General features: G+C 46.9%; 21 protein-coding genes and 1 riboswitch. Of the genes, 4 read left to right on the top strand and 17 right to left on the bottom strand.

What is annotated here, in order from left to right; all coding sequences use genetic code 11:
- Positions 1–3 precede the first annotated feature (3 nt).
- The 5 genes from NST34_RS26700 to wecB are packed head-to-tail and all read right to left on the bottom strand — an operon-like array spanning position 4 to position 4603.
- A complete protein-coding gene (locus NST34_RS26700; RefSeq protein ID WP_341129111.1) occupies positions 4–720 on the bottom strand; it encodes a glycosyltransferase in 717 nt (238 codons plus the stop codon).
- Entirely contained in the window at positions 717–1700 is a 984-nt protein-coding gene (locus NST34_RS26705) for an NAD-dependent epimerase/dehydratase family protein (RefSeq protein WP_042191474.1), read from the bottom strand. Before NST34_RS26705 ends, NST34_RS26700 begins: the two co-directional genes overlap by 4 nt.
- Positions 1697–2536 carry a dTDP-4-dehydrorhamnose reductase family protein gene (locus tag NST34_RS26710; protein ID WP_341129112.1) on the bottom strand — a complete coding sequence of 280 codons (840 nt, stop codon included), beginning with the start codon at positions 2534–2536 and terminating at the stop codon, positions 1697–1699. The genes NST34_RS26705 and NST34_RS26710 overlap by 4 nt, the downstream gene beginning before the upstream one ends.
- A complete protein-coding gene (locus tag NST34_RS26715) occupies positions 2533–3519 on the bottom strand; it encodes a polysaccharide biosynthesis protein (RefSeq protein WP_076285977.1) in 987 nt (328 codons plus the stop codon). Before NST34_RS26715 ends, NST34_RS26710 begins: the two co-directional genes overlap by 4 nt.
- On the bottom strand, positions 3509–4603 hold the full coding sequence (wecB, locus tag NST34_RS26720; RefSeq protein ID WP_076285976.1) for a non-hydrolyzing UDP-N-acetylglucosamine 2-epimerase: 1095 nt from the start codon (positions 4601–4603) through the stop codon (positions 3509–3511). Before wecB ends, NST34_RS26715 begins: the two co-directional genes overlap by 11 nt.
- Positions 4604–4961: 358 nt before the next feature.
- On the opposite strand from wecB, the gene NST34_RS26725 reads away from it, so the two are divergent.
- Positions 4962–5114 carry a hypothetical protein gene (locus NST34_RS26725; protein ID WP_341129113.1) on the top strand — a complete coding sequence of 51 codons (153 nt, stop codon included), beginning with the start codon at positions 4962–4964 and terminating at the stop codon, positions 5112–5114.
- Positions 5115–5291: 177 nt separating this feature from the next.
- Here NST34_RS26725 and NST34_RS26730 read toward each other — a convergent pair whose 3' ends face one another.
- The 3 genes from NST34_RS26730 to NST34_RS26740 form a co-directional block, all read right to left on the bottom strand.
- Positions 5292–6755, bottom strand: a complete 1464-nt coding sequence (locus tag NST34_RS26730; RefSeq protein WP_076285975.1) for a glycosyltransferase family 4 protein — start codon at positions 6753–6755, stop codon at positions 5292–5294.
- 511 nt (positions 6756–7266) lie between these two features.
- A complete protein-coding gene (locus NST34_RS26735) occupies positions 7267–8382 on the bottom strand; it encodes a CgeB family protein (protein WP_341129601.1) in 1116 nt (371 codons plus the stop codon).
- Between the two features lie 51 nt (positions 8383–8433).
- The gene (locus NST34_RS26740; protein ID WP_341129114.1) at positions 8434–9528 is read right to left on the bottom strand and encodes a CgeB family protein; all 1095 of its coding nucleotides are present in this window, start codon (positions 9526–9528) and stop codon (positions 8434–8436) included.
- A gap of 436 nt (positions 9529–9964) precedes the next feature.
- Between NST34_RS26740 and NST34_RS26745 the strand changes: the two genes are divergently transcribed.
- Positions 9965–10726 (top strand): AAA family ATPase, encoded by a 762-nt coding sequence (locus tag NST34_RS26745; protein WP_149644975.1) that lies wholly within the window; start codon positions 9965–9967, stop codon positions 10724–10726.
- A gap of 147 nt (positions 10727–10873) precedes the next feature.
- Here the strand turns inward: NST34_RS26745 and wsfD are convergent, their stop codons facing one another.
- The 3 genes from wsfD to NST34_RS26760 form a co-directional block, all read right to left on the bottom strand.
- Positions 10874–12289: a glycan biosynthesis hexose transferase WsfD gene (gene wsfD / locus NST34_RS26750; protein WP_341129115.1), complete on the bottom strand. Its 1416-nt coding sequence runs from the start codon at positions 12287–12289 to the stop codon at positions 10874–10876.
- 8 nt (positions 12290–12297) lie between these two features.
- Entirely contained in the window at positions 12298–14190 is a 1893-nt protein-coding gene (locus tag NST34_RS26755) for an LTA synthase family protein (RefSeq protein WP_341129116.1), read from the bottom strand.
- A gap of 198 nt (positions 14191–14388) precedes the next feature.
- A complete protein-coding gene (locus tag NST34_RS26760) occupies positions 14389–15726 on the bottom strand; it encodes a 5'-deoxyadenosine deaminase (protein WP_341129117.1) in 1338 nt (445 codons plus the stop codon).
- A gap of 67 nt (positions 15727–15793) precedes the next feature.
- Positions 15794–15892, bottom strand: a riboswitch (purine riboswitch).
- A 258-nt stretch (positions 15893–16150) separates the two neighbouring features.
- On the opposite strand from NST34_RS26760, the gene NST34_RS26765 reads away from it, so the two are divergent.
- Positions 16151–16630: a DL-endopeptidase inhibitor IseA family protein gene (locus NST34_RS26765; protein WP_076285969.1), complete on the top strand. Its 480-nt coding sequence runs from the start codon at positions 16151–16153 to the stop codon at positions 16628–16630.
- 61 nt (positions 16631–16691) lie between these two features.
- Here NST34_RS26765 and NST34_RS26770 read toward each other — a convergent pair whose 3' ends face one another.
- The 6 genes from NST34_RS26770 to NST34_RS26795 form a co-directional block, all read right to left on the bottom strand.
- The gene (locus NST34_RS26770; RefSeq protein ID WP_042191497.1) at positions 16692–17219 is read right to left on the bottom strand and encodes a GNAT family N-acetyltransferase; all 528 of its coding nucleotides are present in this window, start codon (positions 17217–17219) and stop codon (positions 16692–16694) included.
- 206 nt (positions 17220–17425) lie between these two features.
- Positions 17426–17842, bottom strand: coding sequence for a hypothetical protein (locus tag NST34_RS26775; RefSeq protein ID WP_076285968.1), 417 nt, complete (start codon positions 17840–17842; stop codon positions 17426–17428).
- A 4-nt stretch (positions 17843–17846) separates the two neighbouring features.
- Positions 17847–18149, bottom strand: coding sequence for a hypothetical protein (locus tag NST34_RS26780; RefSeq protein WP_042130853.1), 303 nt, complete (start codon positions 18147–18149; stop codon positions 17847–17849).
- Positions 18146–18490: a hypothetical protein gene (locus NST34_RS26785; protein WP_042191502.1), complete on the bottom strand. Its 345-nt coding sequence runs from the start codon at positions 18488–18490 to the stop codon at positions 18146–18148. Before NST34_RS26785 ends, NST34_RS26780 begins: the two co-directional genes overlap by 4 nt.
- A gap of 24 nt (positions 18491–18514) precedes the next feature.
- On the bottom strand, positions 18515–18802 hold the full coding sequence (locus NST34_RS26790; protein WP_042191504.1) for a hypothetical protein: 288 nt from the start codon (positions 18800–18802) through the stop codon (positions 18515–18517).
- A 203-nt stretch (positions 18803–19005) separates the two neighbouring features.
- A complete protein-coding gene (locus NST34_RS26795) occupies positions 19006–24162 on the bottom strand; it encodes a glycosyl hydrolase family 8 (protein WP_341129118.1) in 5157 nt (1718 codons plus the stop codon).
- A 345-nt stretch (positions 24163–24507) separates the two neighbouring features.
- Here NST34_RS26795 and NST34_RS26800 point away from each other — a divergent pair, with 345 nt between their 5' ends.
- Positions 24508–25311: an AraC family transcriptional regulator gene (locus tag NST34_RS26800; RefSeq protein ID WP_339302241.1), complete on the top strand. Its 804-nt coding sequence runs from the start codon at positions 24508–24510 to the stop codon at positions 25309–25311.
- Positions 25312–25323 lie beyond the last annotated feature (12 nt).

Consider the following 25323-nt stretch of genomic DNA (forward strand, 5'->3'; position numbering starts at 1 on the left):
TTCTTACCCCCCCATCGAAGAGATCAAGTGTTGGAGCGGACCCTTGTAGCGAGCGTTGGTTGCAGCTGCCTCTGCCATAATGACATCGTAATATTTAAGCGTCCCCATCCCTTCATGATTACGGTAAGCGGTGAGTGACTGATTCAGCATCACAGGTGCATACCCGTTTAGAATCGCGCGGTACCATAAATCATAGTCATGTGTATAGGGAAGTGACTCATCAAAAAACCCAATCGCTCCAAATACCTCTCGTTTGAACATCACCGTGCAGCCATTAATAGGGTTCCCCTGTAAAAAACAACGTAAATAATCGAGGTGACTAGGAAACAATAACGATGCGTTCATCTGAACTAGTTGAGATTGACCGTTAATAAAATTGAAGTTGGTATAAGAGATGAACAGGTTGTTCTGCTCCATGAACAGCACCTGATTATTGATTTTGTCTCGATAGAATAAGTCATCTGAGCTGAGCCAGGCCACATAGTCTCCGCTTGCATGCAAGATGCCGTGATTCAGTGCAGAGGCGGTTCCTCCGTTACTTTTCCCTAAATAATGAATTCGCGGAAAATACGGTCTAATCAGATCTGTGTGAACGGTCGAGCCGTCATCGACGACGATGATCTCGTATGGCTCCCAAGACTGTGAAAGCACACTTTGCAAGGCATGTTCTATATAAGGGCAGTTATAAAAAGGAATCACTACCGATACTTTCGGTCTCATAACATCCGTCCTTCCCAGTTCACGCGGCAATAGTCCAAAATATCTGTTAAGGACTGACTAAACTCAATTCCCGGCTTCCAGCCCAGTGAAGATACATTGTCTTCAGGTGTTGCAGAGGCATCTGAAGTTATTAGTTTATCCCCCGCCACTCCGTTAACCGGAATAGAGAGAGCAGCTTGTGCTGGTCCCCAGTCCATCGGAATTGAAGCACTGGAGCGGCTTATCAGTTGCTCCGCAATATCCCCAAGTTGCCGTTGTGTCCCTGAGTCGATTTGATAAATGGTTCCATTAGTACCTTCGCGCAATATAAAGTCATAAGCTCTTACAGCATCGCGTACATCCAAAAAATCACGTAATGCATAGCGAGATGAAAGTTTAAAGGGAGGGATTTCTTCGCCTGCATGTACTTCACTACGAACAATATGCTGTGCCAATAAAGAGCAGAAACCAGTAGAAGGACCGGGACCGATTAGGTTGCAGGGCTCAGCCAGCAGAACGGGCTGTTTAAACAGCGTCCCCCAAGCCAGAGACACCAGCTCTTCTATTGTTTTGCTGAGGCTATATGGGTGTGGGGGTCCTGCCACCACACCCGGTTTGAATTTAAGTCGCGAGCCTGCTACAAGAATTCGACTGGTAGGTAGACTTCGCATGGCTTCTAACAAATATAACGTTGCCATCACATTCGTCTCCATAAAGAGCAAAGGGTTACGCCAAGACTCGGGCACCGAGTTGTTTCCTGCCAAATGAAGGACAGCCTCCGGTGTAGTTTCCTTGATCATCTCAGCTACGGCCTTCCGATTGCTTAAATCACAGTAATAAACCTTCACTCCTTCTGGAAACAAAGCGGAAGCTAGGGCACCCGCTGTGGATGGCGGACGCACCACAGCAGTAACCTCAGCGCCTCCTGCCAAGAACAAATGAACGGCATGTCGACCGGTGAATCCGGCTGCCCCGGTAATCAGTAGTTTTTGACCTTTCATGGGGACATCTCTGACTGTTTCATCCAGTCAGCCAGTTCTTGCAGCATCAATGGGTACGAAGGCAACGGTAAATTAACATCCGTTCTTGTATTCACTAATGTTCGATCTTGAACATGTTCATCCTCAGGGATGATTTCCACATCCTCTTTATGAAAAACAGCCTGAATATGCTGAAGCAGCTCATACTTACTTACCGGCTTCGGATGCGCTAAATGGATCAGCCCCGATACCGTGGAATCCAGCAGCGTATCCATTGCCTTAGCTAATTGGAGTGTAGTGACTCCGTTCCACATCACCCGGCGGTATCCTGACACTTGACCACGCTGTGCCAGAAACCAATCCATCAAACCAATGCCGTCTGGGCGGATTTCCGGACCAATAATCGAAGTCCGGATCGTAAGATGCCCAGGTTGCCGCACCTCGCCAAGACTTTTCGAAATCGCATAGGCAGAGGTTCCATCAGGAACATCCTCTTCTGTGTACCCCCCGCGTGTTCCTTCAAACACGCAGTCGGTACTGATATGAATAAGTCTTGCATGAACAGCTTCCGCCATCCGCCACAAGTGGTGAGGAAGAAAGCCATTCACGTGGTAAGCCCCTATTTTGTCACGTTCTGCGAATTGATTGAGTACCCCCATCGCATTAATGATGCAATGAGGGGAGACGATATCGACCAGCTTCTCTACTCCGGCTATATCGTTCGCATCTACATACAGCCCGCCAAGATCGCTCTTATCCCGGGTTGTATGGAAGACGTGATGCTTGCCCTGGCGGCGGAAATAATCCGCCAGCATATGCCCCGCCATACCGTTTCCACCAAGGATAAGCAGCTTCATTGCAGGAAACCTCCTCGAATCAAGATGCTTTTGATCTCTTCCTGATCCATTAGATTCGTCTCGGAGCTGAAACTATTAAAAGAGACATGAGGATAAGCGCTATAATGTGCCTTTAACTCCGGCATGTTCAGCGTAGGGAGAATCACTAGATACTGTTCATCGTAGACAACGGTTGTTAAGCTTTCGAAATCGCTCATTAGAATCTCGTGTATTTTCTCCCCCGGACGAATTCCGGTCTCGATAATACTTACATTCGGCTCTCCAGAGGCCTCGATTAACACCTCAGCCAGGTCGATAATCCGGCAAGTAGGCATCGTCATGACAAAGATTTCTCCACCTAAGCTAACCTCAGAAGCTTTAAATAACAACGTAATCGCATCGCGTAGTGTGAAAAAGAAGCGGGTCATTTTCATATCGGTAATACGTACCTGTCCCTTGTCCTTGATCTGCTTCATGAACAAATGTACGACGCTGCCGTTCGTTCCGAGCACATTTCCTCCACGTACGGTTACAAAACGAGTGTTTGAGCCTATCAGATTGGCATAGACGAACAGCTTTTCTCCAATCGCTTTGGTCATCCCATAGAAGTTCGACGGGTTTGCAGCCTTATCCGTAGAAATGTAAATGGCTTTCTCAACGCCATTCACAATGGCTGCTTCGATTACATTCTGAGTGCCTACAACATTGGTTTTGAGCGCTTCATACGGCTGATCCTCACAGACCGGAACATGTTTGAGCGCCGCCAAATGGAAGATATAATCAACGCCACGGCACGCGGCGACCAGCGCATCCTTGTCACGGATATCGCCAATGATAAAGCTGAGTCGTTGATCCTCGAACTCCCGGCTCATCGCCACCTGAGCGGACTCACTGCGGGAGAATACGATAATTTCCTTAGGATTTTGCGGCAGAAGTTGCCTAATCAGCTCATGCCCCCAGGAACCGGTGCCGCCTGTGACCACAATCCGTTTATTATTGAACATGCAGGTTCCCTCCAAGCAAAAATTTAACTACCTTTACCGAAACATCCGGAGTCAAGTAACCTTCCGGAGCCTCCCAATCCCGACGGAGCGCCGCCATCAGCTTGACGCTACGTAGAATACTTTTCTGGTCAACACCTGACACCACGTTACTTCCGCAATCTACCGTTTCGGGACGCTCTGTTGTTCTGCGAATCGTAACGGTTGGTACTTTCATCAAGCAGCATTCCTCCTGTACGGTCCCACTGTCGGTGATGGCACACAAGGCGTGCTGTTCCAAATAAACAAAATCAAAAAATCCGAAGGGCTCATGAAATTCAACGAGAGGGTTCATTGGAAGAGAAAATTGCTCAGTTAGTTTGGAGCGAGTGCGAGGATGAATGCTGCATATTAAACGAATTCCAAAATGCTCAGCCACTGCGTTAAGACCTGACATAATTTGTACAAGGGACTCTGGATCATCTACATTCTCTGCACGATGTGCTGTTACAAGGAAATACTGCCCTGAGGTAAGATTCAGCTGCTCCAGAATGCTGCTAGCCTGGATTTTCGGTTCAAAATGAGTCATGACCTCATGAATCGGATTTCCTGTTAACACAATACGTCTGCTTGGGAAGCCTTCGCTGATTAGGTGTCTTTTGCTCTGCTGTGTATATGGCATATTAATGGTCGAAACGGCATCTATGACACGGCGGTTTTTCTCTTCGGGCACTTTTAGGTCATAGCAACGGTTGCCTGCCTCCATATGCACCACCGGAATACCCATTCGTTCGGCCAAAATCGCGCATAACGCGCTATTCGTATCCCCCAGAAGTAAGACACGGTCTGGTTGTTCTTTCTGTAAAATGCTCTCTAGCCCTCCGAACATGGCGGCAAGCTGGCCGCCGAGTCCTGCTTGCTTATCCTGCAGCACATAATCCGGCGCCCGCAGTCCCAGCTCTGCAAAGAAAATGCCGCTGAGACTGGCGGTGAAGTTCTGGCCGGTATGCACCAGGATGTGCCGCTCAGCATGTTCGTCGAGAAGCGGAATGATAACACTGAGGCGGATGATTTCAGGCCTCGTGCCTAAAATCGTCATGATCTTCATGAGTTCACTCCCCTGCCTGTTTGATGATGGTCTGACTTGGCTCAGTCGGGTGGACTGAGACTGCTAGAAGCGCGGGTTGGGCTTTTAGCAGGATTGGTAGAATAGCAGATTGGGACAATCTGCGGGATTTTTACCGTTTATTTGGCGGTTTCGGTCGGATTCGCGGCAATCTGGGGCATTTCTCCCCCTCTTTTCGCTCTTTTAGCCGAATTCGCGACAATCTGGGGCATTTATACCCCTCTTTTTGCACGTTTAGCCGAATTCGCGATAATCTGCGGGATTTATACCGCTCATTTGGCGGTTCCGGCTGGAATCGCGGCAATTTGCGGGATTTATACCGCTTATTTGGCGGTTCCGGATGGAATTGCAGCAATTTGCGGGATTTATACCGCTCATTTGGCGGTTCCGGCTGGAATCGCAGCAATTTGCGGGATTTATACCGCTCATTTGGCGGTTCCGGCTGGAATCGCGGCAATTTGCGGGATTTATACCGCTCATTTTGCTCGTTTAGCCGAATTCGCGACAATCTGGGGCATTTATACCCCTCTTTTTGCACGTTTAGCCGAATTCGCGACAATCTGGGGCATTTATACCCCTCTTTTTGCACGTTTAGCCGAATTCGCGATAATCTGGGGCATAAATGCCCCTCTTTCCGCTCAGCTTGCCACCTTCGCGGCAAGCGAGGCACTTACGCAGCGCGCCGCCGCCCACCCCGGCGGGCTCGGCGGCGCTTGCCCCCGGCGGTGCTCCGCCGCCGGGCAGAACCCTTACGCCGCTTGCGAGCAGCGCGGCGTAAAACCAACGGGCGCCCGCTTCGCCGGCGCGCCCGGGCTTTGCCGCGTCGCTTGCGGGCGACGCGGCTCGGCAGGCCCTTGCTTCGCGGCAAAGCCGGCGACGCAGCGGGCAATTCAGGCAGGACAGCGGGTAGTTCCACCACGCTGTCAGCCTCGCGCACCGGCGGTGCGCTGCAATAGCGGAGGCTCCACATCTCCGCAAGACCCTGTAGGCGGCTCCGATAAGCCGCCGGACCATAAACGGCGTCGACTCGCTCCCGCGCTTGGGCGCCTATGGTTATCGCCAGTCCCGGCTGCGCCAGCATAACGTTGACTCTTTCGGCCAGCGCGGAAATGTCCGACGCGGGCACGAGATTTTCGCCGCAGCCTGCTGAGTGCAGGATTTCCCGCAAGCCCCCGGAGTCGTAAGCGACCACAGGCTTTCCAAAAGCCATTCCTTCCAAAGCGGTCATTCCAAAGCCTTCGCGGATCAGGCTGGGAACAACCAGCACATCCATAGCGCAATAAGCAGATGGAAGGCATTCAGCATAACCAACAAATTTAAATCGGGTATACAGACCCTCGAGCTTTACCTTGCGGACACAGCGATCATAGTAGCTTTTGTCACCAGCTGAACCTATGACAACAAATTTCGCACTAGGATGGACCGCGTACACAAGCACAGCCATTTTCACAAAATGTTCCAATCCTTTTTCCTTATTAATAAAGGAAGAAATATAACCGACCAGCTGCTCCTGCGGTTTAATCTTTAGCTCTCGCCGTCGTTCGCCCCGAAGCTTGCTCCAAGCCTCAATCATCATCTCTTTGTCATTCCAAGAAGGGGGAAGCTGAATCACTTTCTCCGCTCTTACTTCCTCTGGAAAGCAAGCTGCTGCCGTTTGTGAAATAGCAAGAATCTCATCACTATTCCGATGAATCAGCCCTACACTAATGGGTGTATATTCATTGTCTGTTATCGTCTCTGATATTTTCCATACCACCGGAATGCCCAGTGACTTGGCAGCCATTGCTGGCAAAGCATGGACACAGGTACTTGTAATAATAAACGCCGGGCGCAGAGAGGTCAGCCAGTCTGTTAACTCGTGGTACTCCCTGCTTTCCTGGAATTTACGAGCATCTGCCTCGAGCCCTGCATAAGGAGTGTACATTCCATATAAAAGAGGAATCGAGAGCAACTGTACACTTATTCCGAAGCTTCGAGCCTGAGCAGTCAGCTTGCCGTCCTGTGGTGCAACGAGAATACAATTAAAGTACGGAGAAAGCTCCTGAGCGAAAAACAACAACAGCTTCTCCGCTCCGGTAATACTGCGTGTATTAGATACATGTGAAAAGAGGACGATTGTAGCTTTATCAGCCATGGCGTTTCGGCGCTCCCTAACGAGGGCCTGGAGCAGCCATTCACCTCCCTAAAAGTTTTACGAAGCGTTGCTCAAGTTTCTTACTCCGTAGTAAAACTCGCTTCGGAAGCATCCGCTTAGTTTTACGAAGCGTTGCTCAAGTTTCTTACTTCGCAGTAAAACTCGCTTCGAAAGCATCCGCTTTGTTTTACGAAGCGTTGCTCAAGTTTCTTACTTCGCAGTAAAACTCGCTTCGGAAGCATTCGCTTAGTTTTACGAAGCGTTGCTCAAGTTTCTTACTTCGTAGTAAAACTCGCTTCGGAAGCATTTGCTTAGCCTGAGCCTCGCCCTCTCAGCCCATAACCCACCTTCGCCTCCGCTCAGCTATCCAAGCCGCTCCATCAGCTTCTTTTCATCAGGTTACAGGCATACGCTGAGGTCCGGTTCTACAGTATATCGAGGAAAAACAGATGCCGGCACGACACCTGTCCCCTGCTAAGCGCACATTTCCATATCCAGTTTGGGCCAAAGTCTAGCCGTAGATTACTGTTAGCATCTGGTGAATACGTTTTGCGTAAGTGTGATCCTTGAGCGTCCGTTCAAAAGCACGCAGCGCGATTGCCCGGCGTTCCTCCTCATGGGTTAAGTAATAACGGATCTTATCCATCATTTCCTGAGGACTCGCAAAGGTCACAATTTCTTCATCCGGTTTGTAAAAAGATCCCATATCATCTCTGGCATCTACTAATTGCAACGTGCCCGTTGCTGCAATTTCAAAGGTACGTGGATTCGGAGAAACGGCGGGAATCGAGAGCGTATTGTTGTTAACTACTTCATCAATGTGCGAGCGGTGGAGGTTAATGACGATTTTGGAGCCGCTGTAAGCTACCGCCGTCTCTTGTGGGGACATCCATTTGCCAATTTCAATACGGTCACCGTAGAGCGGAGCCTCAGGCAGACGATCCCACCAGATTCCGTTAATCACCGTGTTATAGTTCATCAGGTCCGGGAGAATCTCACGGAAGAAGTTGACCCGGTTCCAATAGGCGGAGCCAATAAAGCTAACTTCCCGATTGACTGACGAACGTGTTGTAGTAGGACGGTAATGCTCCAGGTGAGCAGCAAAAGGGAGATAATGGACCTCAGGGCAACCAAGTCCCCGATAGAAATCAATACAATTACGTTCAAGTGTGAATACAAAATCGTAGTGAGCCACAATCTTGACCGTAAAGTCAGTGTAATAAGGATCATCAGTAAGCCAAATAGCTGTCCGAATGCCACTAGTGCGTAGAGCATCGATCTGCTCAAGAGGTAAATCCATACCGTCTAGCACCAATACCAGATCCGGTCTTTGCGTTGCAGCCAGCTCTACTAGATTTTGACGCACATCCGTAATCGTGACTTGAGCTGTTAATTTTTGCAGTGCGCAAAGAACCGCATCATCTAAAGGAGAGTACGGGTAGCCTTTGCCAGAAGCGACATACATGACATGAATATTCCGTACAGGAAATACTTCTTCAGACCGACCATTCAGGATCGCAAGGCGCCCCCGTAAATAGCCCTCGTCATAACCACCCTTAAAACCACTCAGACGACCACGCAGCTTTTCTTCCTCCGGAGGTGTAAGAGGTAATGGGGGGGTAGGCATAATAAATTCATTATTGTTCATAATCCTCGCTCCTTTATCCCGTTATAGATTTCATACACGTGAAGCAATTACATTCAGCAAATGAGGCAAACGCGCAGTGAATGTATGGTTTCGCATGGTAGTCCGCAATCCCCGTAAAGCATAGATTCGCCGCTCTTTTTCATGCTTCAGATAGTACTCAATCTTCTGCTGCAATTCCTTAGCGGAGCCAAAAGTATCCAGATCATAACCAGGCCGATAATAATTGCCCAGATCCTCACGAACATCCGTAAGCTGCATAGTACCGCAGGCACTGATCTCATAGGTGCGCGGATTAATAGAACGAGAAGGAAGGCGGTAGCTATTCCGGTTATCCTGACCCTCTTCCCACGGGCGGTGAATATTAATGACTATTTTTGCACCACTGTAGTAGTTCGCTGTCTCCTCAGGCGGGATAAAGCCATTGCTGATAAAAGGTGTAAGTTGATCATAGGTTGCGAGGCGTTCCCAGAACCCCCCAGCGATAAGCACTTTTTTCCCCTTAAGATAAGGTGCCAGTTCGTCAAACAGCTCTGTCCGATTACGAAATGCATTACCAATAAATACAATGTCATACTGATATTGCGGGCCGGTACGCCGTGGGTAGAACATCTTTGGATTGACACATAGTGGCAAATAATGAACCGATGACACCCCAAGGGATTGATAAAACTCTACGCAACCCAGCTCATGTGTAAATACGTGATCATAATGCTTGCAAATGACTGAAGTGTCCTCTGTAAAATAAGGATCATCCACAAACCAAATGGCGGTTGGGATGCCTAGCTTTCTTATCTCCGAAATCTGTTCTAAATGATTTTCCGGGAATACATGAAGCCCATTCATCACTAACACTGCCCCAGGCATTTCCCGTGCCGCGGTTTCTAGCATCGTTTCAGGAGTACTTATTACAAGCTCACTTACAAGCTGCTGCAGCGCCTCCGTTACGCCAGTGTCGATCGCCTGAAATCCTTGAGGAACATACATTAACTTAAATGGTCGGCTGGCTTCGACCCCTGGAGTATTCAGACGTTGCACAGCCTCACACATGCCAAGACGATATCCTTCGTGATAACCGTCGCGATATTCTCGCGGATGCTTTTGTTTTTTTCTCTTTCTCGCTTTCACGGCCTTCACCCTGCCCCGTCGTATTCTCAAGACAGTATAACTATATGCGGAGTCAGCACTCGCCTCATGGACATCTGTCTTTACTAGAACTAAATTGGCAGATGTCCCCTGTCTTTTGCCCGGCTTGCCCGAACCTTAGATGATTTCATCCACTCACAGGATGCTGGTATACTATAAGAGGTTGTTCAAAAAGTCCGCTTTTGATCACGAAGTAGCCCAAGAAGCTTACTCGACATCGAATATTGAATTCAGGCGAAACTTCCGGTGCTCACGTAGCTTCCACTACGCTCCGCTCCTCAGTTTCTACCTTCTTTCAATCTTCTCGGTGCTGAAAACCGTACTTTTAGAACACGCACTATAAAGGTCTAGCTTGAGACTTACATCTCTTCATATCTGAGCGGAAATGATTATTTATAGCATTCACAAGGGGGACACTATGAACAACACCACGTTGTACTTGCGCCATGCAGAACTGCTTCGTGATCAGGTTCCATCATTCCAAACCTATCCATTTCATCTGCCAGCCGTAAGAACACTGGATCGGCTTATTTTTCAAAAGCCAGTAACCTTTCTTGTCGGGGAGAATGGCACAGGGAAATCTACCTTGCTAGAGGGAATTGCTGCTGCGTGGGGCTTTAATCCTGAAGGTGGAACACTTAACTTCTCTTTTAACACTCGTTCCTCGCATTCGAGTCTCTATGAGTATTTCAGAATTGCTAGAGGGGTTAGACGTCCAAAGGACGGCTTTTTTCTACGCGCGGAGAGCTATTATAATGTGGCTTCCTACATTGATGAATTAGATGAACAGCCTAGTTTTGGTCCACCAATCAAGAACTCCTATGGAGGCAAGTCCCTGCACGAGCAGTCTCACGGAGAGTCTTTTTTTGCAGCGTTCGTTCATCGTTTCGGAGGACGTGGTCTTTATATTCTCGATGAACCTGAAGCGGCTCTATCTCCTCTACGGCAAATGTCTCTGCTGGTGCGTATGCATGAGCTAGTGCAACAGGATTCACAGTTTATTATCGCGACCCATTCTCCCATTCTAATGTCCTATCCGGGAGCTGAGATTTTTCTTCTAGAAGGTGAGGGCATAAGGTCTGTCGCCTTGGAGGAAACAGAGCACTATACCGTGACCAAAGCATTTATGAATGACCGCCAGGGTATGCTGCGTGAGCTATTAGAGGATGAACAAGCATAAACACCTTCGACGTCCCTATAAGGACGGTAAGCGTTTAAGCGAGAAATATAAGGATAATTTACAACATGGAACATATAAATTCTTATATTTTAATAAAAACAGCAAGTCTCCATAATCGGAAACTTGCTGTTTGAATTGTTCCATAAATTAACGTCTTACAATTCCCACTACCTTGTGTACAACCCATCCGAACATGACTACAACCATCATATCGAAGCACACATTAAACAAGAATAAATGCTTACCGATGTCAGCCCTTCCGTCCCCAAGAATCGGAACCAGGAAGGAGAAAATCCCTATCAGTCCTAATAACATCAGCAGTTCACCAGCAACTCTTCCCTGAACATCCCGACTACGGAAATATTGGAACACCGCCCCGGCAAAATACACCAGATAGAATATAGTGAGAAATCCGAGCGTATGCGGAATATGCTTGTTCTTGAATTCGCTCCACCCGCTGTAAGTGTACGATAATGCACCTGCTGGCTTATTTTCACTCTTCTCATAGTTCCCTAGATAATAAGGACGAATCGCCATACTGTTACTCGCAGCATATTCCATATTATCTATTAACCGTCCTGGATGTTTTAAGTAGAAGAACAATACATCCTTATGGGATACCTGGTCGTAGAAATCCGGTACCAGCGAAGGATCATCCTGTTTGATCACTGTATCGGTCTGAAAATAATTCGTGCCCGCAAGTACCTCCAACCGCTCCGGCAATCCGAGATCCTGCAAATCTCCCTTCACATCTGGTGATTCGTTTAATATCCCAAAAAACACAGTCTGATACAGGTTAATATGCTTCAGCTCTTTTGGCGCCGTCACGTACACAACGATGGATACCAGAAATATCGCAATCGAAAAGCGTAAGGCCAGCTTTCTCCATTTTCGCTCACCATCAAGCGTCATAAACCGCAGGAAGATCAATGCAAAGGCAATCCCAATCGGCGCATTCTGAATTTTAGAGGTGACCAGAAACAGTATCGCAATAAAAAATAAGGTTAACCCCTTAGTCGTAGGCTTTTCTTGGCTAGTGAGTCTTAATCCCAGTGCAAAGGTCAACAGCATAAACACCATCGATACCGGTTCTCCAAACAAGGAGTTAAAGTATGCCAAATACCCAATATCATAGAATACAAACAAAATAGCTGCACCTAGCAGCAGCCCCGTAACATAAGAGCCGCGAGCATTGTACTTCACCAGCAGCCAGGTCGCCACCAGTAAAAGAAGACCGTAAACTGCACCGAGCAATCTAACATCAAAAAAGCTGCCATGTATGAGCCCGCCGATCAACCTCGGTACAAGCACAATCAAAATCTGTGAAGAAGGATAGAAGCCCCTAAACAAATTCTCATACGCAAAACGAGAATGGCTAAAATTAAAAAACTGGTCGGTATACGATGCTGCAGTATCATAGTAGTTCAGACCGATGGTATTCATCATACGCAGGAAATCTCCATTATCAGCAACCCCAATAAAAGGTCCTACGAATAGCAGATAAATAATGAGACCGCAGCCGGCAAGGCTTACGAGATACTCCGGTTTCCAGAACTTTTTCATGATTCCCCCTATCTCTGTGGTAACAGCTTCACATATTCGTCGGACAAATTCATTAGCTTCAATACATACTCATAATCGCTCTGATATTTCGAGAAGTCCGTTACCGGCTTGAGCGTATCCAGCGACACAGCTTCACCATCTGCAAATCCTTTTCCAGGGACATAGAGAATGTCATCATTAAAGAAGGAGCCGGAAGGCAAATAATATCTCATCCCTAACACATTACGATCAATGTTGAGCAAGTCATGACCAAAGGCTGTATAACCTTCTTGTTGTAGTGAAACACCCATTAAATTAGCAATCGTAGGAAGGATATCTAGTTGTCCTCCCGTACGCTCTACTACCTTCCCTTGCTCCATTCCCGGCACACGCACAATGAGTGGAATATTAAAGCGGCTGATCCGGGAATCATATGGAACACCAAGTGCACTTTCCACTTGCTCTGGCGGAACGTCCTGAGGCTGCAGGCCAAAGTGGTCGCCATACATGACCAGAACAGTGTTATCCCACAATCCATTTTCTTTCAAACCTTCTATTAAAGTACCTATGGCATAATCAGTATAGTTTATAGCAGTCAAATAATCACCAAGCATCGTATCCTTCAAATTATCAGGCACAGTGATTTTCTTAAAGGAATCTGGGATTTTGAAAGGATGATGACTGGATGCTGTCACCATCTGTGCGTAGAAGGGAGTTCCCTTCTTCTTCAGCTCTGTCAATTTCTCGACACCCGTAATATACAGTTGTTCATCGGAAGCACCAAACGCATTAAAATGATCATTCGTAAAATAATCTTTGTCATAATAACCATTAAACCCAAGCGCCGGATATAGCTCATTCCGATTCCAAAACCCTACTTTATTCACATGAAAGGTGTATGCCTCATACCCTTTATCTCTTAGCAGTCGTGGTAAGCTTGGCAATTCTCTGTCCCCGAATCCGGTAGACATGGCCAAAGTACCAATCGGATAAATAGACGTATTGCTCATGAATTCAGCGTCAGATGTATTCCCTGGACCAATCTGCTGGTAAACATGAGGAAAATAAAAGCCCTCATCCGCTAACTTATTCATGACTGGCGTCAATTCTTGACCATCCAGGGATTGATGTAGTGGGAAATTCTGAAAAGCTTCTAATTGTAGCACAATTACATTTTTACCCTTTTGTGAGCCAAAATAATCAGGAGTCGTACCCGCCGGCTTGTCACTATATGGATAGGAAGATTGCAGCGCGTCAACCTTCGCAATCGTATCCTTAATATCACCCGTTCCAATGAGATTGTTATCTTCATTAATCTTAATCGCAGCAACGACTTCATAATTTAGAAATCCGGCAGTTTCCGCCTGTACAAGCTCATTTGTAATCCCCCGTGCAGAGTGGACAGAATATGCCGATAAAGATAAGCCTCCAATAATGGATACCAGAATCACCACCACATGCACGAATCCTGTCTTCCGGGAACTAAAGCGTTCACGCGGGTAGGTCTTTCCTTGTTTCCATCTGCGAATCAAACCATAGATAGCGAAGATGACAAAATCCACGAAGAATAAGTAATCAATACTCTTTATGGTAGATTCTACGCTTGCCTTCACTTGAAATACCTGATTGATTTCAGATAAGGCCAGGTAGGTTGGAACAGAACCAAAGTGATTAAAATATACAGCGGCTGCGAACAGCAACAGCGATAAAAAGCCGTTAAATATCCAATAGACGGTTGTTCTCACCCTAGATGGCGTAATCACCGTTAAAATCCCCATAATAAAAAGAACTGGCGCTACATCCGCTGCAATCCATTCCCAAGCAATTCTATCAAAGAACAACACTCTCAGAAGCAACAGCTTTAACCATAACAATATAACAACGATAAAAAAATGGGCGCGATCCGGCCCTTGCTTTTTCACTTATAATCCCCTCTTACATGTTCATTTGTTCGAAATATCAAATCTATTCTAGTAATTTGTAAAATATCAGGTTGTTCTAGTATAACAATACTTACTTTTTTTATCAAAATGGTAGAATTATCTTCCACTCAAAAAAAGAGATGCCCCGCTGCTCTTTCGGCATTGGAACATCCCTGTTAACTATGAGTTGATCAATCTTCAGACGATTGAAGTATACTTGAGCAATCTTTTAATAGAACGGTTCGCTTCATTTAACACAACTTCCTTATCTACAGTCTTCAGCAGACCTCTTTCCATCACAATCTCCCCGTCGATAATCGTAGTTTCCACATCTGCCCGGGTAGCTGAATATACAATTCTAGAGATGGGATCTACGTCATAGGAGGGGAAGGTATGGAAATTGAAGAGATTCAGGAGCACTAGGTCTGCTTTTTTACCCACCTCGATACTACCGATCTTATCTTCCATCCCTACCGCTTTTGCCCCACCTATAGTTGCCATACGAAATACACTGCGGGCATCCATCGTCGTAGGTCCATGTTGAGGCTTCTGAATAATTGCCGCGAGCCGCATTTCATTAAACATATCCAGATTGTTATTGCACGGTGCACCGTCAGCACCCAGACTTAGTGACACATGATCATGGAGCATCCCCGGTGTATCAGCAATTCCAGACGCTAGTTTCAGATTTGAGCCAGGGCAATGACTTACATGAACTCCACGATCCCGCAATATGCGCCGCTCCTCAACATCCAGCCATACACAATGCGCCAGTATTAAGCGCTCATTAGCTAATCCTAGATGGTCCAGATAGACGATGTTACGCATCCCGGTCATCATCTGCACAATCTCAATCTCCCCTAAATTCTCAGAAGCATGGGTGTGCACCTTCACATCATACCTTGCGGAGAGATCTCGTACCTCGGTTAACAAGGGTTCGGTGCAGGATATTACAAAACGCGGAGAGAACGCATATTGAATCCGTCCATTGCCATAGCCATTCCATTTTTCAAGCAAATCCACACTTTCCTGTAAAGAAGAAGCGGTATCCTCCTGCAGTGCTTCAGGCACATCTCCTCCTTTTTGATCCATCATTACCTTACCGGACAAAGCACGTATTCCACTTTTAGCAATGGCCTGAAAAGCATAGTCCGTATGGTGAACAGTCTCCATATCAACAATCGTAGTGGTTCCGCTGGAAATCAGTTCTCCAATACCGAGCATCGCCGAATAATAAAGGGATTCCTCATCATGCGCTGCCTCTAACGGCCAAATCCGTTTACGCAGCCAGTCCATAAGCTCCAGATCATCTCCCTTCCCACGGAATAACGTCTGGCATAAATGAATATGCGTCTGAACAAAACCGGGAATTAGCGTACGGTTCGTGGCATCGATGACCTTTTCGTCTCCCTGCGGGATCAGACCAGTGCCTATTTCTACAATGAGATCGTCATTAATTCGAACATCCCCGACAATAATTTCCTCCTGTTTGTTCATTGTAATGATCTCAGCATTTTTGATCAGAATGCTCCCCATTGTCCTTATCCCCCTCATTGTTCATTCGTTTGCCGTTTCACGGTGTAACACAAAAAGGCCACAAAAATATGCCGTAGCATATTTTCGTAGCCAGAAATTTACGGTTTCCGGTAGAGACCCTTAAACCAATTATTAAGGATATACGAAAAGAGAAGCTATTCTATTCCAAATTTGAATAAATCAATCATAAGACAAAGACAGGTTTAATGTCAACAAAAGTTATTTAAACTAACACAAATTTCTTAATTAGATCTGTTTACAATTAAAAATAATGATTATCTCTATTTAAATGTAATAAAACATAACTTTAATTATGATTTCCCACGCTATTTATCAATGTTTCTTAAGTTCCGCTTTTATACTCGTCCTATCACCCGAACCGATAGCTTCGCTTTTAATAAAGTAATAGCGAGGAGGAGATCAAATGCCAACAATTTCTCAAACCCCAAATGAGTTGCAAGCATTCATCGCCGCTGCTGAAAAAGTATGGTTCGAGGTCTACGATTCTGCCGATTCTCGTAGAGTGATCCGCGTTGATGGCGCCGATTATTATCGTCTGCCGGTTAGATTCAGTACCAGAGCTAAGGTTATTTCGTATTTTCGAAAGTACTGGGGCATTACAATGAGCAACACCATGTTCTGTAATTTAAAAACCGTTTCTAGAAACAACAGGCTTTATGTAATATCAGGAGATACAGGAACCATTGCTTTTATCCCAAGAAGACTCACCGTTACGGGTCGCACATCAACAAGAATACGCCTTACAGCAGTTCTGTCCATTGATGATATGAGCGATGAAGATATCGTTAACGTTCGTTACCTGATCGGCGTATCCGGTAGAAGGCTTCTTATCCTTAACCGGGATCAAAAAAATACCGATACTCGATATCAGACATGCCGTTAAGGGAATAAAGAAAAAAGGTCCAGAGGTTAACCCTCTGAACCTTTTTTTATGTTAAAGCTTCCTAACTATGTTCCGGTTTCAGCACCTTCTCGAATACTGGAAAGTTCGCCGTGCGGTTCGGAAAACCCACTTCACCTCTATGGTCATAACCAAGGCGAGGATAGATTTCCAATGCTCTAGTATTCTTCGCATAAGTATCCAGCCGAATACTTGTGTAACCATTACGCGCTGCGTAATCCTCCGCGAAAGCAATTAGCCTAGTCGCAATCCCTTTTCCCTGAATATGTGGATGAACTGCTAAACGATGCATAATCAGATGTGGCCCTTGATTTTGCTTCCACTCGATCTTCTTATATTCCTCAGAAGCATTCTCATCCAGTACAAGAATACCCGCGATAGCTTGATCTTCTTCACATACATATAAGGTACCCTGTGCGATATCCAGTTCGATAATCTCTTTATTCGGATAGCTCTCATCCCACTGGTCGCTTCCAGCGGCCTGCATAACTTGTACACATTTTGAGATCAATTCCATGATCTCTTCGATCTCATCCTGTCTAGCTTTTCTGATCCCATTTCCTACTTGCATCCTGCTATCCCCTCTTTCTTATCGACATCTGAAAACCTCTGAATAGATTCTCGTTTTAGAAGTCTATCATATTCGGAGACAAATTCCGATAGTAGGATGATTCCAGAGAGGATGCAATCCCTCTAAGCTGAGGGACACGAAAGATCAGAATAACACGTCATAGATTAGATCTCCGGGTCCCTTCCCCTTAACTTACCTGCCGCTGCTCAATTAAACTCCAGCTTATGCCCGTCCTCGAAGCCCTTGGCGAAACCGGCGTCGAACCCCACGTTGTATGCTTCTGTGTACCCCTGCTGAAAGGCGTCTGCCGGTGGCGTTTCCGGCGAAACGCCAAGGTCCGGGGGGAGCGGAATGACCTGCGGGGCAGGTGGAGCCTCGATAACCGGCACTACATGAACTGGTGCTTGTATAACCCTCACCTTTCGAACAAGCTTGCGGCGGAGTCTTCTTTTCTTTCGTACCAAAAGCCCCTTCTTCGTCTTTCCATAACGAACGACTTTCCGAGAAAGTCCTCTGCGGGGTTTGCGGGCTAGACCTCTACGCACTTTCGTTTTCCGCGAGAGCAGTAGTGTGCGTCTGCGGGTTCTGCCTGAACGTAATGTTCTAAGGCTCTTTTTCTTCATGCTTCTATTCCTCCTGTGCTCCATGATCTCTGGAGGTTCCTACGGCGTATGCCTTGCTCAGCCATGGCGCAGCAGGAATACCCCGTTTCGGTTGATGTAGTGAAATCCCGGACATCATCCGGCACATCGCGCTCTGATACCCACTTAAGATTCTGATATTGTCGCTCAATTTGCGGGCCGTCAGCTCAGATTGCCCCGTCAATTCGGCGATGCTCTCCAAGATGGCCGCCAAAGCAGCCTGACTGCGCGAAATGGAGCGGATCATCTCCAGCTTGACGGCATGTTCAGAGAGACGGTCCCCGCTCATTTGCTGTCTTCTCCAAAACTGAATCCATCACCTGACATGTCTCCAAAACCTTCCCCGCCACCATCATCTTCACCACTGCCCAGCACTGCTTTTAAATTGCTGTAGAGTCCATTCTCCAGTTTAGTCAGCCCTTCGACCATTTCCACGATAACTTCGTGAATGGAGAGGGATTCCTTCAGCTGCTCTTCATGAGATTCGAAAGCTCTAGCGTGGATATGATGTTGTGCCCACTGTTTTACCTTTTCAGCTTCAACCGCCTTAGCTTCCAGAATCATTGCAATGTTCCACTGGATAGTGGCGGTCGACTCCAGCATTTGCAGATAAGCCTTTTCTCTGCTCATCATCCGCCTCCTGCTCCTATAGCGTTACTCTTCTTCTTGGCCGTTCAATTCCTTAATTACTCTGCCTACCCCTTCAGCCATCGCTTCTTCCAGATCTGCAAGTGCATTCAAGTAAGCAATAATATTCTTGTTTACTTGAGTTGAGCTTTCGATCATCCCGCTGATACCGTCAAAACCGGGATCTGCATCTGGCAGATCGTGGACAATTTGCGACATACGGACAGCCACGTGGCGCTCGGCATCTAGTATCCGCGCCATCTGTTCGTGCGTATGGGCCATGTGCTGCAGGACTTTTGTTATTTTATTCTGCACCTTCATGTCTCCTTTGCTCAAACGCCCTGCTACAGCATATGCGGCAGAAGCCGGGACGGTGCCGAGGATATAAAGGCAAGTTACGTCTCTAAACAAGCGGATTGGCGGACTCAGGATACTTTAGAAAATTGCAACAGGTCTTGTAAATGGAAAATAAAAGGCCAACAGCCCGGTCCATTGGAACGGGCTGTTGGCCTTTTGGATTAATAATATTTATTGATGATTCTGTAAAAGAGAACCGCCGTTTCGGCGCGGGTTGCAGCTCCCGTTGGATGGAGCAATTTCCCTTCACCAAGGACAATGCCCTCCCTGACCAGTACGGCTGCTGCCTTCACGGCATAATCAGCCACTTTGGAGGCATCCGCAAATTTGCCAAGGTCGGAGATAGAACCGGCCTCTGCTAATTTTCCTGACTTCTGCAATGCTCTTACGATGAATACCATCATATCCTGCCGGGAAATCTCTGCTCCCGGATTGAACCTGTTGCCGCCGACTCCGCTGGCAATGCCCAATTGTTTGGCGATTCCCAGCGCTTCATAATAGTATGCGTCCTGATCGGCATCCGCAAAGCTCACTTCAAAACCAGCCTTTAAATTAAACGCTCTGACCAGAAGCAATATAAAGTCCGCTCTTTTCATCTTGGCGCCCGGTTCAAAGAAAGTACTCGACGTTCCCTGAACGATTCCTTTAGCCGCCAGAGCTTCAATAGCCTCTTTGGCCCACAAATGGCTGCCGATATCACTGAAAACAGGTTTCTTTGGCTGCAGTTCCGGTGTTGGTGCCGGTGTTGTCGACGGACCTTCACTTGGCTTCGGAGCTGCCGGCGTTGGCGTTGGAGTCGGGTTACCACCTCCGCCGCCCGAGCCACCGTCCCCGCTGGCCTTTAATGTAGATACGATTCTCACATTGCTTATCTTGGACGTATTTCCTGCTGCATCAACAGCTATAATATAGTATTTGTACTGGGTATCCGCAGATAAACCGCTATCTCTGTATTCTGTTGCCTCCAGGGTCTTGATTTCAACGTCATTGCGGTAAATCCTGTATCCCGTTACTCCCAAATTATCCGTGGAAGGTGTCCATTTTAGATCAATGGCAGAGCTGGATACCGCTTCCGCTCTCTCTATTGTTGGTTCCATGGGAGCCTCAGTATCAACGATGGTTGGTGTCCACCAGTTGCCGGATGCCACAATCATGCTGAGCAGACGCAAATTATTACCAAAATATAAATCGTCTTCGGTGGAAACAGCCGCATTATAATCCCATAATCTATTCAGCCACTCCTGATTGGATGAATCGATCATGGCGCTGACCATCATCGGTGCGGAGAAGGATGTGTCTGCATAATCATTGATTGCTTCTGTGCCGTCCAGCTTATATCCCGCAAGGATCTTGGCCGGATCATTATCCGCCTTGGCCCGAATCCAGCGGTTCAGCGTGCTGAGCTGCTCTTTAGCCCGGTTATCACCTGTCAGGAGATAATCCGTACTGATCCGCCAGGGAATACGGGAAGAGTTGTAGTTGTAATCCCCGTCATTTTCCGATTCCAGGAAGTATCCATCCGGGGTATCCCATATTTTCTGGCTTACCGGTTTGTATTGCCCATCCGTATCATCCTTGAATACAAAATCCGGCAACAAACCGGCTTTGGGACTGTAATTTTCATACAGACTATTAATGATGTTGTAGGTCTTATCGGTAACACGATCCCAATTGGGGTCCCCGGATACATTTTTAAAATCTTTCAGATGCTGCAGCATAAAATCGGAAGGACGTGTAGCATTGCCGAACATGGAATCATTGTCACTGACCCAATCCGCCAATTTCAATGTCCACTCGGAATGGTTGACATCGCTTTTCATAATGGCGTTGATTACCTTTTTGGCCTGGGACAAGTAGTTAATTTCCCCGCTGCTGCCCCATTGGCTGTCGGCAAGCAGAAGAGCGTACGCAATATCCATATCGCCGTCGGTTGCCGAATCCACACCATTGATATCAATAATTTCGGTACCGGTATCCGCTTGCTGCCATGCCATTAAATCGGGATTGATTTCACTTGGATGTGCTCTGAAATAGCGATACATCCCGTCAAAATACTTCTTAGCCTCCGGATCATGACCCGCGAGCAAAGCGGTAATCAGCATTCCGTAGCCATGCGCTTCTGAAACTGTAATCTCGTTATTCTCAAACCAATCTCCGTCGCTATACCACACGTAATACTGGTCTGACTGATATGGATTTTGTTTCAGATATTTTGTTTTCCACTCGTTATATAATCTGCCCACCGTAGCGTCCAGTTGGGCCTGAGTCAAGTGATTCGGCTTAATGGAGCCGGCCACATAAGACGTATGCTGCGGAAATGCCTTATGGACACCCTCTCCAGTGGATGAAGGTTTGGTCTTTACTTGAACGGTATTGCTCGCCAGCGATTCCTTCTCTTCTGCATTATAGGCCTTCACAGTATAACTATAGGCCGTATCCGGAGTTAACCCGGTATCGCCGTAGGATATTTCCTTCGTCGTGCCGACCTTGCTGCCGTTGCGGTATACGTTGTAGCCCGCTGCCTGAATATTGCCGGCCGATGCCGTCCATTTCAAGTTGATTTGGTAAGGAGAAACCGCAGTGCCTTTTAAATCTGAAGGTGCTGAAGGCGGCTCCGACTCGCTTGGACCTTCGATTGTACTGACTTCGACCGGATCTGAATTGATTCTTGTGCCGACCGCTTTGACAATAAATTCATATTTTTTCGCAGGATTGATATCATCTACCGTGTAGGTGTATTCCGTTTGACCTTCCGCTGCTGGCACATATATACTCCAGTGTGTCTTCACCTTGTCATTCTTCTCATAAATCCGGAATCCTCTTACAGGTTCTGTACTTGCGGAAGGTGCACTCCAGGTCAGAACCGCCTTGCTGCCGTTCAATTTCACCTTCACCGCTTCCGCCGGGTCCGGCTTGGTGTCCGTTCGCTTGATCCCATACTTGTCATATGCTTTTAGGCCGTCGCCAACGGTGTCCGGCTGATTCTCATCCGCTACGGCTGCGGTATATGCTGTAAAGGAAAGCACCCGGTCTGTGATGGAAACATCCGTAAACATCTTCTTCTCCGGCTGTTCGTCGATGGCTGCAAAGTAATCATCATAAGGAACCGGATTCCCGTTTTCGTCCTGAATCTCGCGGGGTTCTCCATTCTCATCCAGTTCATATTGATTGTTCTTATAATAGAATTTATTTCCGAATGCATTGGACATGAGATAGACCGTGCCTTTGGGGTTGAGTGCATTGCCCTCTCCATCAAATGTCAGCTTCTCCTTGGGAATAACTTCATCATTGTACATTTGGAAGGATCTCATATACATATGATCATGGGCCTCGAACACCATATCGATGCCCATCTCGTCAAAGGCAGGAATCAGGTATTTCTTGTAAAACTGGACGCGATCGTCTTCCCATTGTGCAGAGTTGTCGCCTGCTGCATAGGGGCTTTTGTGAAAAGTAACAAACTTCCACTTCTTGTCGCTGCGGGCGACCGTACTCTTCATCCAGGCCACTTGGTCCCAGAATTGGTCATCTGCCCATTCCACTTCTTTCCCATTCTCTGCAAGTGCCCCCGAATACTGCGAATTGAAGACAAGATAGAGTGCATCACCGTATTCAAAAGAATACACAGAGCCTTCATGAGTATCAGCAACAACCTGTTTCGGCAAGTTGAAATGGTTGTAGAAGTTGTTATTCGGCGTCGTCTCGTCTCCGTCATAATCCATGACCTCATGACCGCCAAGTACAGGCACATATGGCACTTGCAGCAATTGATTCTGGGCTGCTCCGAGCATCCATTGCCACTGCTCCTCCAAATCACCGTTATCCACCAGATCTCCGGCGCTGATCAGGAATTTAGGGTCGCCTATATAATCAACTGCTTTCCGGAAGGTATCACCCCAAGGCTCAAAGTCAGACTTGCTGGAAGCCTGTGAATCGGAACCGGCGATAAAACGGAAAGGCTGGTGGCCGGCAGCATCGGTAGTGAACGAGCCGATAGAGCTCCAATCACCTGATTTGCCGTTACCTACCCGAAACTTGTAAGCTGTTCCCGGTTGAAGCTGGTCTGCAATGACTTTATGACTAATAAATTTCGTTTTATGGTTCGTGCTTCTGTCGCTTTTACTCATAAAGGTCTCAATTTCTTCGGCCTCTCCCTGATAAGTCAAAGCCCCGTTCTCCGGGAAAATGTTCCCCATAACCTTTGAGGCTTCTATAACCTGTACCACGGTATCCGTCATTGCATCCGTGTACCAGGCCAAGGCAATGCTCGTCTTTGGATCTCCGTTAAACGTCATATTGATGGATTTTGGAGCAAGAGGCGAATCCTGAACGCCAAAACTCCAGGAAACTTCCCGAACTAGAGGCACAAGATCTGCCCCCTTGATAAGCTCCTTGGGTATAGTTACCGTGTAAGACTTCCCATAAGTCAACGGAGGATGGTTTATCCGCAAAGTATCTCTGTTTAAGACTTCAAGTGTAACCCCATCAACCGGTTGATCGTTCTCATCGGAAAATCGGACAGCATAACCCGGATCAAGGGCAATGGCCTTGTTGAATTTGATTTCAACGGGAGCTTCGGGAGACACATTTCCAGAACCGTCTGAAGGCTGCTGGACAAGATCTACGGTAGGAATGACAGGTTCTTTCCCCGGGATCGGCTCGCCGGACACCTTGATATTTCGGATTCTACTGGAACCTGAACCCCCTATGCCCTCATCATTCCCCCTGGTGTTGCTATCGGAGCTGACGATCCAGCGAATATATAATATTTCCCGATCATTGCTGTTCGGAAGGGGAGTATTCACCAATCTGCAGGTATCTCCCGGGCAATCAAAACTGGAGACGGCCATTTTAAGATTCGTATTCGGCACATCCTCCCACGTTTGTCGGTCTACACTCGTCTGCACTTTAAAATCACGCGGACCTGACCCGGATGAATTTTGCTCAGAGGATAAGGTGATCTTCTCAAACCCGGTTGTAGACACGGTAGCAAGCCAATACTTTTTCCCGTTTCCATTGTCCCAGCCCTGATAGCTGATCGCTTTCTTACTTACATCCACATCCTCGAACACACCGCCTACATTGCGAAAAGTAGACGCTGTCTCATAGATACCGTATGTAGCCGAGATTACCCCCACATTTTCAGCGGCCTCATCAAACACCCATTCGGCAATCGTCTTTACACCGGTTATTGAATCTGAACCGACAGCATCTGGTGCAGGTGCAGCATTTGCAATCTGGAATGGCAGCAGTATAAGCACGAGCAACAAAGAAATGGATTGGTGCAGCCTTCTTTTCAAATGACCCTTCTTTTGCACTCTCGTTCCCTCTTTTCGCAGATAATAGTTTAAGCGCTTTAACTTTCACTTGCAGCGGACCCTGATTTTCTTTTCCCCTCCTTAAATACGATTTATATGTAAATATAGCGCATTCATTTCTATTCAATCTCTGCATATTTTGTTATTGTTAATGATTTTCTACTTTTACCGCTATTTAATTTCTATCCTGTTCAACAGGTCAATGAACGTGATACGATTGATTCAGGTATGGATCATGTTTCTGCGAGGATCATTCCCGCCGGATTGGAGATGACACCCCTGGAAATGAACTTCTATAAGTCTGATCCCTTTCACATTAGCCGAGAGAAAAAAAATGTCTCAAGTATGCCTTCAAATCATTATCACGATGCTTATGAAATTCTCTACTTAGTGTCTGGAGAGCTGTACTATTTTATAGAAGACCGAACCTTTCAAATCGTCAGCGGGGTTTTATTGTTCATTAACGCTAATGACCTGCACAGACTGATTAATGTAAACGGTACGATGTACGAAAGAGTTACTTTATTGTTTAAAAGGGAGTTCCTTCGTGACTTTTTTGCGGACAGCCCTCTTCCATGTGACCTCTTCTCCTGCTTTCACTCCAGATCAAATGCGATCAAGTTAAGCGGCAACGACCAGATCTTTGTCGAAAATCTTTTTAGCAAATTGATTCATGAAGACACCAAGAGACCTCCAAATTTCGACTACTATCGGAAAATCCTGTTGATGGAGCTGCTGATCTTCATCCAACGAAAAAAGCTTCCGGATCAAAACGAGCATTTTGTAGAAACGAACCGGACCCATAAGAAAATTTCCCAAATCATCCATTTCATCAACGGTAACTTCGCTGAGCCTCTGTCTCTGGAATACATATCGGACAGGTTCTCCATAAGCACCTCCCATTTAAGCCGAACGTTCAAGGACACAACCGGTTTTACTTTCAGCGAATATGTAAATAACACCCGCCTCAAAGAAGCCCGCTCTCTGCTGCAGGACTCCAAATTAACCGTTTCGGAAATCGCTGAGCGTGCAGGATTTGGTAACCTGACCCATTTTGGAAGAGTATTTAAAACCATGACCGGAACCTCACCGCTCAAATACCGCAAACAGAACCGGGTTGATGAAGATAATATCTCTACGCAAGCTTGAGATCAGGTCCTT

Origin of the sequence: Paenibacillus sp. FSL H7-0714, from assembly GCF_038003765.1 — a bacterium.
Taxonomy (GTDB): Bacteria; Bacillota; Bacilli; order Paenibacillales; family Paenibacillaceae; genus Paenibacillus_AQ.